The 12,830-nt window shown below is 35.4% G+C and carries 11 protein-coding genes; 7 read left to right on the top strand and 4 right to left on the bottom strand.

From position 1 onward, the window contains the following. Positions 1-1,164 (bottom strand): efflux RND transporter periplasmic adaptor subunit, encoded by a 1,164-nt coding sequence (locus tag PHX18_06010; protein MDD3594163.1) that lies wholly within the window; start codon positions 1,162-1,164, stop codon positions 1-3. Continuing rightward, complete coding sequence (locus PHX18_06005; protein ID MDD3594162.1) at positions 1,149-2,597, bottom strand: TolC family protein; 1,449 nt, start codon at positions 2,595-2,597, stop codon at positions 1,149-1,151. Before PHX18_06005 ends, PHX18_06010 begins: the two co-directional genes overlap by 16 nt. A 117-nt stretch (positions 2,598-2,714) precedes the next feature. On the opposite strand from PHX18_06005, the gene ispH reads away from it, so the two are divergent. The 6 genes from ispH (at position 2,715) to era (ending at position 8,900) form a co-directional block, all read left to right on the top strand. Beyond that, on the top strand, positions 2,715-3,668 hold the full coding sequence (gene ispH, locus PHX18_06000; protein ID MDD3594161.1) for a 4-hydroxy-3-methylbut-2-enyl diphosphate reductase: 954 nt from the start codon (positions 2,715-2,717) through the stop codon (positions 3,666-3,668). Position 3,669: 1 nt separating this feature from the next. Further along, positions 3,670-4,803 (top strand): S1 RNA-binding domain-containing protein, encoded by a 1,134-nt coding sequence (locus PHX18_05995; protein ID MDD3594160.1) that lies wholly within the window; start codon positions 3,670-3,672, stop codon positions 4,801-4,803. 95 nt (positions 4,804-4,898) lie between these two features. Continuing rightward, positions 4,899-6,536 (top strand): M24 family metallopeptidase, encoded by a 1,638-nt coding sequence (locus PHX18_05990; protein ID MDD3594159.1) that lies wholly within the window; start codon positions 4,899-4,901, stop codon positions 6,534-6,536. After that, a complete protein-coding gene (locus PHX18_05985; GenBank protein MDD3594158.1) occupies positions 6,529-7,308 on the top strand; it encodes an RNA methyltransferase in 780 nt (259 codons plus the stop codon). The genes PHX18_05990 and PHX18_05985 overlap by 8 nt, the downstream gene beginning before the upstream one ends. Next, complete coding sequence (locus tag PHX18_05980; GenBank protein ID MDD3594157.1) at positions 7,277-7,999, top strand: twin-arginine translocase subunit TatC; 723 nt, start codon at positions 7,277-7,279, stop codon at positions 7,997-7,999. Before PHX18_05985 ends, PHX18_05980 begins: the two co-directional genes overlap by 32 nt. A 1-nt stretch (position 8,000) precedes the next feature. Next, on the top strand, positions 8,001-8,900 hold the full coding sequence (era, locus tag PHX18_05975; GenBank protein MDD3594156.1) for a GTPase Era: 900 nt from the start codon (positions 8,001-8,003) through the stop codon (positions 8,898-8,900). Positions 8,901-8,931: 31 nt separating this feature from the next. Here the strand turns inward: era and PHX18_05970 are convergent, their stop codons facing one another. Then, positions 8,932-9,447, bottom strand: coding sequence for an EF-hand domain-containing protein (locus tag PHX18_05970; GenBank protein MDD3594155.1), 516 nt, complete (start codon positions 9,445-9,447; stop codon positions 8,932-8,934). A 181-nt stretch (positions 9,448-9,628) separates the two neighbouring features. On the opposite strand from PHX18_05970, the gene PHX18_05965 reads away from it, so the two are divergent. Further along, positions 9,629-11,323 carry a hypothetical protein gene (locus PHX18_05965; protein MDD3594154.1) on the top strand — a complete coding sequence of 565 codons (1,695 nt, stop codon included), beginning with the start codon at positions 9,629-9,631 and terminating at the stop codon, positions 11,321-11,323. 2 nt (positions 11,324-11,325) lie between these two features. Here the strand turns inward: PHX18_05965 and PHX18_05960 are convergent, their stop codons facing one another. Next, entirely contained in the window at positions 11,326-12,780 is a 1,455-nt protein-coding gene (locus PHX18_05960; protein MDD3594153.1) for a response regulator, read from the bottom strand. Positions 12,781-12,830 lie beyond the last annotated feature (50 nt).

The following is a 12,830-nucleotide window of genomic DNA, read 5'->3' as shown; positions in this document are numbered from 1 at the left end:
TTAGAACATCCTCATAGGTGGTTTGGGCATTGAATTTTTCCCTTTATCACCCTTCCTGCTCGTTATAACTTCATCGTTTTCTTTAATATCTTTAGAAATAATTTCGGTTTCACTGCTGTTTTTAGCGCCTGTTTTAATACCCACACGCTCGGGTTTTTTATCCTTTAGCAGCCATAATCCCTGCTGTTCAAATTTTTGACCGCCTGTAATTTCAGTGGGAGAAAACCGCAGCGCTGCAAGAGGAGCGCAAAGAACATTCTCGCTTTTTGCCGTTATGATGGAAACATTAGCGCTCATGCCGGGTTTTATCTGCTGGGATTCGTTGTCTACCAGCACAATAACGTTGTAGGTTACAACATTAGAAACCGTTGTAGGCGAAATTCTGACCTGTGAAACTTCACCTTTTAAAATCAAGTCGGGATAACCGTCAAGAGTATATTCAACCTCTTGACCGACATGAACCTTGCCTATATCAGCTTCTGAAACATTAACTTCTATTTGCATTTCCGTCAAATCCTGTGCTACCAGAAACAAGGTAGGCGTTTGAAAGCTGGATACAACCATTTGTCCTACATCTACGCTTCTTGATACTACTGTACCGTCTACAGGCGAAATTATTTTCGTGTACCTCAAATTGGTAAGCCCTGTCTGCAAAGAAGCCGCATTCTGTTGAATTATTGCCTGCATTGAATTTAACTCTGCCAGTTTGGCAAAATAGTTGGCTTCCGCTAAGTCAAGGTCGCTTTTTGAAACGTAATTTTTGGCATAAAGCTTTTTATAACGGTCATAATTCTTCTTTTCAAAATTCAGCAGACTTTTTGTTTTTTGGTAATTTGCCCTTGCCGAATTAAGGTCATTTTGGGCTTTGTCTACCTGGGCTTGGGGAATAGAGGGGTCAATTTGTGCAAGCACCTGGTTTTTTTTAACTTTGGAATTATAATCAACATAAATATCGGTAATAAGCCCCGAGGTCCCCGCGCCTATATCAACGGTATTAACGGGATTAATTGTGCCGGATGCTTCTACAGTTTCAGTTATTGTACATCTTTTTATCGGCTCTGTTTCATAAATTACGGTGTTTTTAGCCTTTAGTGCAAAAAACAAGCCTGCGGCTGTTAAAATAACAGCAATAAGTATGATGATTATTTTTAATTTTTTATCCATTTGACCCCCATTGATTTTTCAAGCTGAACTTTTGATACATTATAGTCAAAAACAGCCTGTACATAAGCAAGCTGTGCGTTGTTGTAGTTTGTTTGCGCGTCCTGAAGCTCTATAAAATTCCCCAAGCCCACTGTGTATCTGCCGTCTGCAAGCTCAAAATTCTCAAGGGTTTGAGCGACTTTTTGAGCAAGAAGCGGTATTCTCTTTTGGGTTTGAACCATATTTACATAGTTATTTTGAACCTCAAAATATATATTTTTCTTAGCCAAATCGATGTTATTAACCGCCATATCAAGGTATGATTCGCCTTCTTCGATTTTGCACTTTATATCCATAATATTAACGGTAGGGAAGTTTAACCCCAATGCTGCATTGAAAGCATTATTATTTGCGCTGTTTAAATGCCTGAAATTATAGCCCGCACTAAGCTTAATATCAGGCATATAGGCAAGTTTTAAAGCTTTCAAAGCCTCTTCCTGCGCTTTTTCAACAAGAAGGAGAGAATGCAAATCAGGCCTGTTTTCTTCCGCCTTCTTAATCGCATCGTCCATAGAAATTTCAAAAGGGCTGAATTCAAAATTTTGCAGAATATTATTCTTTTCTATATGGGAAGTCAGAACGGCAGCTTGGGCAATGTCGTCTTTTTTGTCTTTAAAAGCGATATTTATTTCGTTAGTAACAGGCTGAGCTTTATGAAAATTAAAGCTCTCTGTATTTTTAATCCCGTAAGTAGGAGCATTTGTGTAGTACATTGCATTGTTCAGCTCAATTAAAGCTGTTTTATAAGTATTTTCGGCACTTATGAGTTTTATTTCGGCATCCGTCAGGTAAACTTCCGAATTAACGACGTCTATTTTTGATTTTAACCCCTCTTCAAATAGCGTACTCGCCCGCTCGTACTGCAGTCTGTTAATATTTACCGAACGATAAAAGACATCATAATTTGCTTTTGCCGCCAAAACCTTATAGTAGGCTATTTTAACTTTATAAATAGTGGTTAAAAGCGCATAATCAACATCATACCCGGTAGCTTCATAGTTATATTTTTTCATGTTGATTTTTGCAATTGTTTTTCCGAAGTTCCAAACCAGCTGATTTACCCCTAAATTAACCGTATAGTAGGAATTCCCGTTTGATGACAAATTTGAAAAATTATTATTGTTGGCTGAATTTGCGGAATTTTCAAAAGTGTAACCGCTTGTACCCGTAAGCGCAGGAAAATAATCAGACTTTGCCTGACCTACCTGACTTTTAGCTGCCTGATGTTTGTTTGTTGTAATCTTTAGGTTAGGGTCATTTTTAATTGCTATTTCTATACAATCGTCAATTGAATAAGTGATAATTTCACCATCAATAGCCTTAACGGCAGTTGATATAAATATAAAGCAGAGCGCAATTATTACTGTATCGAGTATTCTATTATTTTTTATCATTATTACATTATCCTAACAGCAATATTATATCAGATAGTATTATAAATTTTAATGATAATAACAATAAATATACATTTCAATTGAGGGTTGGTGAGAATATTGCTTTTTAATTATTTTATGCAATACTTTATTTATGAGCCTTTCAGGCTTAAATCCAATGAAACAGAGGCGATTTTTCTGGACGCTATAAAAAAAACTATTAAAAAAGCAAATTTGGCAGGATTTTGTTACGGAGTAAAAAGGGCAGTAGACTTAACTCTTGATATCAAAGATAAAAATCCCGAAACAAAAGTTTATATATTTGGCGAACTTATTCATAATAATCAGGTTATTAATCAACTGACAAACCTGGGAATTATCACCATAACTAACATAGATGAAATTCAGGACGGTCAAAATTCCATCTGCATAATTCGTACACATGGTGCTACTCCTCAGGATATTAAACGGATAAAGGAAAAAGGCTGTGAAATCCTTGATACTACGTGTCTTGATGTTAAAAAAGTACAGGAAAAAGCCAAATCCCTCATTCAGGAAGGGTACAAACTGATAATAATAGGTAAATCCGACCACCCTGAAGTTGTAGGGATAAAAGCCCACGCGGAAGAAAATACGAAGGAAGAAGCGTTAGTATTGGCTACTGAACAAGAAGCCCTGGAGAATATAGACAAAATCAAATCCGCAAAAAAAATAGGGATAGTAATTCAAACAACCCAAAAAACAGAAAACCTGCAAAAAATCCTTCCCATAGTAGCGGAACATGCAAAAGAATTAAGGGTATTTAATACTATTTGCAAAACCACTTCAAACAGACAAACCGAGGCCAAAAACATGGCGCAGGAAGTAGATTTAATGGTTGTAGTAGGGAGCAAATCCAGTGCAAATACTTCCCACTTGAGCGAAATATTATGTGAAATTACAAACACTATTCTTGTAGAAAACGAGCAAGAGCTTGAACAATATTCCGATATGATAAAAAATGCTGATAAAATCGGAATAACAGCAGGGGCATCCACCCCCGAAGATATCATTAACAAAGTCATAAATTTTATACAATTGAAAGGAGAATAAAATGACAAAAATGCTGGAAAAAAATGAGGCGCAAATGAGCGAATTTGAAAAATTATTTTTGAACTCACCAAGCTATTCATTTAAAGTAGCCGATGTTGTTAAAGGAACAATAGTTAAATTTGATAAAGCGGAAATTTTAGTCGATATCGGCGCTAAATCAGAAGCGCTTTTACCGTTTAGAGAAGTTTCAAAAAACGACTTTGAAGGTGAAAATAAACTTCAAGTGGGAGATGAAAGAGATTTTTTAATCCTAAAAGAGGAAAATGAAGAAGGGATTATAACCCTTTCATTAAAAAGAGTTTCATTGGCTCAAAACTGGACGCGTCTTGATGAAATCAGACAAAGCAACGAAACTATCACGGCTGAGATTTCTTCATTGGTTAAAGGCGGTGTTGTAGTAGATGTTATGGACTTAAGAGGGTTTGTTCCCTCAAGCCAGTTAAGAACAGGTACACCGTTTGAAGGTCTTATCGGTAAAACTATCGATGTTAAAGTAATTGAAGCTGATCCCAAGAAGAACAAACTTATATTAAGCCAAAGACTGGCGCTGGCTGAACAAAGAGAACAAATCGTCGAAGATGTTATCAACCAGCTTGAAGTTGAGCAGGAAGTTGAAGGACAAGTTGTCAGAATAGCAGACTTCGGTGCTTTTATTGACATCAATGGTGTTGACGGATTACTTCCCATCTCTGAAATTTCATGGCAGAGAATTAAACATCCTTCGGATGTCCTTCAATTGGGTCAATCTATTAAAGTTATCATCCTAAAAATTGATAATGAATTAAACAGAATAAGCCTTTCTTTAAAAAGAATGGGCGAAAATCCCTGGACAAAAATCGAAGGTCAATTTAAGGAAGGTCAGGTTGTTCCCGGGCAAGTTAATAAAATCACCTCTTTCGGTGCGTTTATCAATATTTTCCCCGGAGTGGAAGCATTGCTTCCCGCCGCTGAAATGGGCGAAGGACAAATTAACCCTTACAACGTCTTAAATGTCGGAGATGAAATTGAAGTGCTAATCAAACGTTTCACTCCGCAAGAACACAGAATCGGATTAAGCTTTAAAGATGTTGAAAAGGCTAAAGCGGGAAAGTATATTCCCGAATCTGAAGCCCGCGCAACTTTTGAAGAAAATTAGTTCAAGATAAAATCAGAGGAGAGCCCGTGCAAAGCTGAAAATCAAAGCTTTCTCACGGGCTTTTATGCTTTATTATTGTATGCTAAAATTTAAGAATGAATTTCAACGACAATTTAAAAAAACTGCAAAACAACCTGAAAACAAACGCTATCGATTTTTGTCTGGTTTTTTCATGTGATGAATTTTTGAGAGAAACCTCCAACCTGAATATTAATGCAAGGTATTTACTATCAGGTTTTAGCGGTACATCAGGCAATATGCTCATAACCGGGGATGAAGCGTTTTTATTCGTAGACGGCAGGTATTATATTCAAGCCGATAAACAGGCGGATTTATCAAAAATCACCGTTGTCAAACTATCTATAGGCGAATATCAGGACTTAAAAATTATAGACATAATAAAGTCAAAAAATATTAAATCACCTAAAATTGCTTTTGACAGCGCTAAAATAAGCTGTGAATACTTTGATAAACTTAAAGAAAATCTTGACGAGATAAATCCTCAATTTACGGAACTACCTTCTACCCGTACGGAAATACAGATACTTGATACCAAAGACATACCCGTTGAAATATGCGGACTGAACAGCGAAGCAAAAATCAAAAAGCTTAAACTTGATGAGGGCAAAGCTTTGCTTTGCAGTTGTTTGGATGATATAGCTTATATTTCAAACAAACGTTCTTTTCAGAATGAGTTTTCATCGAGTTTTGATGCTTACGGAATTATAGTTAATAACAAACTGCATTTGACTTACAGCTTAAAAGACTTTGAAGAAAATATTGCTGATTTAAAAGATGAAATAAAAACAATACTTTATAACCCTAAAGCTACGTCAAGAGCTATTTTTAATATGCTGGAAAAAATCGGGGCAGAATTAGTTCCAATCAAACAATCACCTGTAGCCGTTATGAAATCTTTTAAAAATCCCGACGAATTAAGCTATATAAAAGACTGTTATCAAAAAACCGACAAAGCTATAATATCAGCGCAAAAAGAGCTTTGTCAGTCGCTCGTCAATAATCAAACCGTTACCCTCGGCGAATTTTTAAATATTTTAATAACATTATGCAAAAAAGAAGGAATTACCGCCTTGAGTTTTAAGCCGATTTTGGCAATTAATGAACAAAGCGCGGTTATTCACTGTACTGAATTTGATAATCAACAAGTAATTAAAAACGGAGATTTAGTGCTTTTGGACTTTGGGGTATATTTTGCAGGCGGATATGCCACTGATATGACAAGGACTTTTATTGCAGGTGAAGGAATAAACTTTAACCCTGTAATAAAAAAAGCTTATACAACTGTTTTGAGGGCTTTTTTGAATACCTTAAACCATGATATAACGGATGAAACCACATATTTTGACCTTGATGCAAAAGCCCGCAGTATAATTAACAGCGTAAACCTTGAGGATTTCAGCTTCAATCACTCAACAGGTCATGGGGTTGGTATAAATGTCCATGAGCATCCGCCCATTCTTGCACCGTCAGAGCTTTCCAAACAAAAAGTCCTGCCTGACCAAGTGTTTACCATAGAACCCGGGTTATATGCAGAAAATACAGGCGGAGTAAGGCTTGAAAACACAGTTTATACGGAAGCTAAAGACGGCAAAATAAAAATAACTTCTCTTAACCGTCTGCCTTTTGATGAAAGGCTTATAATATTTGAAGATTTGACAGAGCAAGAAAGATTGTGGCTTAAAGAAATACAAAGCGAGGCGCTAAATGGATGAAATAACAAGTTTAAACAATGAATTGGTAAAAACAACGGCAAAACTTTTGCAAAAAAAATACAGAGATGAAACGGGATTGTTTTTAATTGAGGGACAAAAAGCCTGCGAAGAAGCTTTAAGCAAAGGTATAGCGCTTAAACATGTTTTTATAAATAAAAATAATACGGCTTTGGCAGAGCAGTACAAAAATGCTGATATTCACATTGTTGATGAAAAAATCCTGCACAAACTCTCTGATACAAAAAGCGCTCCGCCCATTATTGCCGTGGCAGGACAGCTTGAAAATAATATAAATAAAATTCCGCAAAAAAACAGTGCGATATTAATACTTGAAAATATAAAAGATGCCGGGAATTTAGGCACCATAATAAGAACCGCCTGTGCTTTCGGTATGGACGGCATTGTTCTTTGCGGTGAAAGTGTTGATATATATTCACCCAAAGTTGTCCGCTCATCTGTAGGGTATTTGTTTTCCCTCCCTTTTTATAAAGCAAAGTCTATTGACGAAATAAAAAAATACTTTGCTCTTCATAAATTTTTGGCTACATCGCTCGACAAAACCCTGAACCCGCAAGTACTCGAAAATGTCGATTTAAGAACACCCGTAGCCTTTATGTTTGGGTCTGAAGCCGAAGGACTATCCGATAAGCTGCTGCAATTTGCGGATATTTATGTAACAATACCAATGGAAAAGGCCGTGGAATCTCTAAACCTTAGTATCTCAACAGGAGTTGTACTTTATGAATACTCAAGACAAAGATATAATAGATAAAATAGATGAATGGCTGCAGCCGTTTTACAAGTATAAAATAAGAGTTTTCAGTATTGTGCTTATATTTTTTTTGATGTGGTTTGTCGGTTTCTTTTTTGCCGCCTTCATCATTAAATTCTTTGAGAGCAATATTCCCTTTAAAATTAATTTCTTGCAGCTTTACCCGTATGAGATGCTTTTTAACTATTTGAAGTTCGGTTTTTTATTTTCGGTATTTGTAAACTTCCCGTTTTTTGTATATCAATTCGGTAAAATGAAAGTCAACATAAATAATCTTCAAGATAAATCAAATTTGTTTCTTTTATCACTTATTTTGGTGGTTTCAGCACTTCTTTCGGTTTTTCTGTCTTACAAAATTTTAATCCCTCTTCAGTTGTTTTTGCTTTACGGGCTTAACTTGAATATAGCGGAATTTTCCGTAAATATATCGTCTTTTATTTCAACAATTTGCTTTAATATATATTTGGTAATGCTGCTGTTGTTGCTGCCTGTAGTAAAACAATTGGTAAAAAAAGAAGTATTCTTTAACTATGCAACCTTAGTGAAATATAAAAAACAAGCATTAATAGCGCTTGGTATCATTGCATTTTTTATAATATCCCCTGCGGAAATTGTTGCTTTTGCTATTGTATTTTTTATTTTCGCAGTGTGGTATAAGATTGTAATTCATCTATCAAAGAAAAGGGATTAAAATGGCATTCAAATCAGGCTTTGTAACAATATTAGGCAGAACAAACGTGGGTAAATCAACCCTGTTGAATAAAATAATCGGGCAAAAAATTGTAATAACAAGCGACAAACCCCAAACCACCAGACAACGTCTAAAAGGCGTCTATACCGACGAAAACGGACAAATTGTTTTCATTGATACCCCGGGAGTACATAAGCCAAAGTATAAGCTGGGTGAATATTTAGCGGACGAAATAAAGAACGCTGCAGCAGAATGCGATGTAACAGTGCTTCTGACAGACGGCTCTGTGCCGCCGGGTTCGGGCGATAGGTGGATTATAGATAACCTGCTTAATAAAAACACCAAAATAATATTAGTTATAAATAAGCTGGACTTAATAAAAGATGAACAAAAAAAGAAAGAAAATATAGCAGCCTACAAAGTATTGCTTGCTGGGTTTGACCCTGTTGCGGTTAATATTTCCGCCAAAACAGGAAAGAATGTGGACAATCTTATTAAAAATATAATACGCCAACTGCCAAAAGGTCCGAAATACTACGATGATGATATGGTTACAGACCAAAATATCCGCCTTATAGCACAGGAAATAATACGTGAAAAAATATTGCTTCTTACTCAGGACGAAGTTCCTCACAGCTGCGCCGTTGTGATAGAAAAGTTTGAGGAAACACCCAAAATTACGAAAATCCAGGCCTCTATACATGTTGAACATGATTCTCAAAAAGGAATAATCATAGGCAAAAACGGCGCTATGTTAAAAAAAATCGGCACAAAAGCCAGAGAAGAAATAGAAGCTTTAGTAGAAAATAAAGTGTTTTTGGAACTTTTTGTAAAAGTAACCGATAAGTGGAGAAAAAAAACCAACTCTCTCAAGGCATTCGGTTATGCATTAGAAAACTAAAAGAGGAGGTCAAACCTCCTCTTTTTATGAATTATACTTCTTGAGTTTCACTAACCGATGAAGAACTTGAACTTCCATAATACATCGACATGTTTTTAATCATTAAATCTTTTTGCTCAGCTTTTTTGTTTTCCAGTTCTTCGGTAGCGCAAAAGGCATTTATTTCAGATTCTGAAACTTTTCCGTCGCCGTTTGTATCCATTTTTGCGAAGTTAGAAAGGATTTTCTCGGCAAGCTCAGAATCTATACTTCCTACTGTCTGCATTTGCAGTACCTGATCACGCGTTAATCCGCTTGACAGGTTTGTAAGCATCTCATTTGCTTCTTCTTGCGATAAGTTACCATCGTTATCAGTATCTAAATTAGAAAATTGTCCGTTTATCATTTGGAAAAATTGAGAATTCACTCCCGTTGTATTGTTGTATATATTTGAAGTTACCGTCTGCTGCGTAACTTCCGTATTGTTTTTATACAGATATTGAAGCGCATTTTGCACCCCGCTTTGGGCATTTAAAAAAACCTGTGATGTTTTTGTTTTATCATACATAGCTATCTAACCTTTCACTTTCCAACACTATAATATTATAATTATTTTCATCAGGAAGTCATCATTTAAGAATATTAGATTATAAAGTTAACATATCTTAATAAAAATCACGAGTATATAGCAATTATATACTCGTGATTTATTTTATATATATAAGATTACAAAATAAGAGAGATTAGACATGGCTTCCAATAATGTTCAAAACGATTTATTTTTAAAATTAAAACAACAAGGCGGAGTTAACCCTCTACAACAAGGACAAGATTCCTCAGATAAAATGGTTGATATTTTCTCAGGTGAAAATCAAGCTTCAGCCGGCAGTGCAAACGCAAGCCTTTTTGGAGAGAATCCTGCCGTAACTAATCCCAATACCCCAAAAGTCAACGGTAATGACAAAACAGCAGCGGCTCAGAACCCCAATCAAAATATTGATATATTCTCAGGCGAAAATCAGGCTGTTTCCAATAATCCTAATGAAAGTATCTTTGCTAATCAGCAATCACAAAAATCACAGGGATTTAATTTTTCGCAAATAGGCGATTTTCTTAAACAGAATATAAACAATATAATTCCTCAATCAGGTATCAAAACAGAAGACTATGCCCAAGGTTTAGGACTTGAATTAGGAGCATCCAAACAAACTCAGAATACGGCAGCACAAGGCAGTCCTAATGTCGACAACAATAATCAGGCATCACAAGGAATTCAGTCTTCAACACAATCAAATCCTTTCCTTAAAAATACAAACGTTAATAACAAAGCATCAGAGCAAAACTTTGCAGAAAAATTAAATAATTCCCAAAATGTAAACCCGGAACAACAAGCGGAAGAAACTCAAAAAACACCACAGCAAGAAACAGAAACCGAAAATTTATCATTCGGTCAATCCTTACTGAAAGATTCTCAAAATGTTGAAGAAAATATGTCATTCGGACAAAAACTTCAAGCTGATAATAAAAAATCAGAAGAAGCAAAAACCGCCTCTTCCGGCAAAGAAAACCAATCATCCACCCAATATATGAATGATGCCATTAACCGGGCAAAAACAAGCGCTTCTGCTTCAAAAGGAGGCAAGTCCGGCATTGAGAATAAAAACCCCGGTAATGTAATGTCGTTGAACTTTATCAATAAATCAACAAATGATGTTGCTCAAAAATACCAAGATATAGAAACAAAAGATACATCTAATCTTTCTAAATCCGAAAGAAAAGAAGTTTCACAAAACTCACTGGATGAATCAAAAGTTGCAGAAAAAGACGTCAAGAATGAAATGAATAACGTTACAACAGGTATAGGCAAAACAGAAAAACAAGCCCAGCAAACAGAAAATAACTTATACAAAACCACAAGGAATTTAGATGACACAAAAACAGCTATCACTGATACAAAAGATGAGATAGAAGAGCTTGAAGATGATAACGACGACGGCAGCAATGATGCTAAAATAGCAAAACTTGAAAAGAAATTATCCAAGCTTGAAGATAATAAAGATCAACTTGAAGTTAATAAAAAGAAGCTTGAAAAGAACAAAGAAAACTGCACTGAACATGTTAGTTCGTTGAATGCCCAAATGAATTCACTGCAACAAGTTCTTGAAAAAGCCCAAGATGTTAAATCAGAATCACAAAAACAAGTTGATAACACAGGCTTCACAACAAATTTCAGCAACAAAACAAGCAAAACTACCCAATCACAATCAAATAACACACAAAAAACATCAAATCAAGATAAACAGCAAACAGCAAATCAATCTCAATTCAGCACGTTCTCAGCACAGCTAAAAAATGAAGAGCTTGCAAAATATTCCAATAAAAATATGTCCGCCGCTAATAACGCTATTAACGTAGATGTTGACAACGAAGAAGAGGAAGAATAATATTAAGCCGACTCTAAAGGCAAATCTATAGTAAACTCTGTTCCTACGCCTTCTTTAGAATTTACGGTTATTGTTCCGTTATGTGAATCAATGATTTTCTTTGTAACGTAAAGCCCTAAACCGGTGCCAAATTGTCTGAATTTTTTTGCATAGCTGAAATATCTGTCAAAAATGTATGCTGATTTTTCCTTGGGAATGCCCTTCCCTGTATCTGATATTTTTAAAATCAATTTATCATCCTTAACGGAAGAAGATATTAATACCCTGCCTTTTTCCACATTAAATTTAATGGCATTCGATAATAAATTAGTAATTGCCCTTTTTATCTCAACATAATCGGCTTTAATATTTACAGGCTCTTTCCTCAAATTTAAAACAACTTCCAAATGTTTTTCCTGGAATAAATATTTCAGCTCTTTTATGCAGCTTCGTATGAGCAAATTAATATCAAATTTTGAAAAATTAAGTGAAACGCTGTCAGTTTCGTATTTATATTTAGCAAGCAATGTATCCAGCATGGAAAACATAAACCGGCTGGAATTAAGCATTTCACCGAGAATTTCACTCTGTTCGTTTGTTAATTCGCCAAAACGGCCCTTAAGCAGAAGTTCTAAAGACAAAATCTCCGCCCTGATTGGTGTTTTCAAATCATGCGTGAGGGTAGCGATGAAGTTATCCTTCTGAACCTCTAGCATTTTTTCATCTGTAACATCTCTCATAATAAGTATGTGTCCATCGTTTCCATTTTGCTCATTAAAAATTTCCGACGTATAGACATCTAAAATTCTCTCGGAATTATCAAGCTCTAATTTCAAAAAATAATTCTTTTCTTGCAGAAAATCATCGGGCAACAGAGTAATTGTTTGCATTATTCGTAAAAAATCACACCCCAGTATTTTTTTCTTGGGGAACCAGGAATTAAACTTCTTGCTGCTTGATATAATGACATTATTTCTATCCAGCATAACAATAGCATCGTTGCTGAATTCATTAATATTGTGCAAGATTTCCTTATCCCTTTTCAGCTCGTTTTGTAAATCAATAATTTTAAACAACGATTCAATTCTTGCACTCAGCTCATGCACCTTGAACGGCTTTGTTACATAACCCCAGGAGCCTGATTTTAAACCTCTTACCACATCTTTTGTTTCAGAAAGTGCGCTAATAATGAACACAGGTGTTTCGGAATTCAAGGGTATCTTTTTCAGCTCTTCAAGCAATTTATACCCGTTCATATTCGGCATCATAATATCAAGAAGAATAAGATCAAATGCTTCTTTATTCAAATGTTCCAAAGCTTCAACACAGCTGTAGCAAGCCGTAGGATTACAACCTAAATTTTCGATAATCTCGGCTAACAATTGAAGATTCATATCGCTATCCTCAACTATAAGAACGTTTTTACCCATATTACTATCAATTTTTTCAAACTCATTCAGTGCTAAAATATTACTCATATAACTCTCATAAGACTCCCGTTAATCTCCAGCCTCATCCTATAATAACT

It is taken from the genome of Candidatus Gastranaerophilales bacterium, from assembly GCA_028696075.1.
Taxonomy (GTDB): Bacteria; Cyanobacteriota; Vampirovibrionia; order Gastranaerophilales; family JAILCC01; genus JAQVHS01.
Note: the sequence above shows the minus strand (reverse complement) of the source record. Positions and strands in the feature narration are given on the sequence as shown.

Coding starts and splice junctions, on each gene's coding strand:
- PHX18_06010 (MDD3594163.1), bottom strand. CDS start 1,164: ATGGATAAAAAATTAAAAATAATCATCATACTTATTGCTGTTATTTTA.
- PHX18_05995 (MDD3594160.1), top strand. CDS start 3,670: ATGACAAAAATGCTGGAAAAAAATGAGGCGCAAATGAGCGAATTTGAA.
- PHX18_06005 (MDD3594162.1), bottom strand. CDS start 2,597: ATGATAAAAAATAATAGAATACTCGATACAGTAATAATTGCGCTCTGC.
- era (MDD3594156.1), top strand. CDS start 8,001: ATGGCATTCAAATCAGGCTTTGTAACAATATTAGGCAGAACAAACGTG.
- PHX18_05965 (MDD3594154.1), top strand. CDS start 9,629: ATGGCTTCCAATAATGTTCAAAACGATTTATTTTTAAAATTAAAACAA.
- PHX18_05960 (MDD3594153.1), bottom strand. CDS start 12,780: ATGAGTAATATTTTAGCACTGAATGAGTTTGAAAAAATTGATAGTAAT.
- PHX18_05985 (MDD3594158.1), top strand. CDS start 6,529: ATGGATGAAATAACAAGTTTAAACAATGAATTGGTAAAAACAACGGCA.
- PHX18_05980 (MDD3594157.1), top strand. CDS start 7,277: ATGAATACTCAAGACAAAGATATAATAGATAAAATAGATGAATGGCTG.
- PHX18_05990 (MDD3594159.1), top strand. CDS start 4,899: ATGAATTTCAACGACAATTTAAAAAAACTGCAAAACAACCTGAAAACA.
- PHX18_05970 (MDD3594155.1), bottom strand. CDS start 9,447: ATGTATGATAAAACAAAAACATCACAGGTTTTTTTAAATGCCCAAAGC.
- ispH (MDD3594161.1), top strand. CDS start 2,715: ATGCAATACTTTATTTATGAGCCTTTCAGGCTTAAATCCAATGAAACA.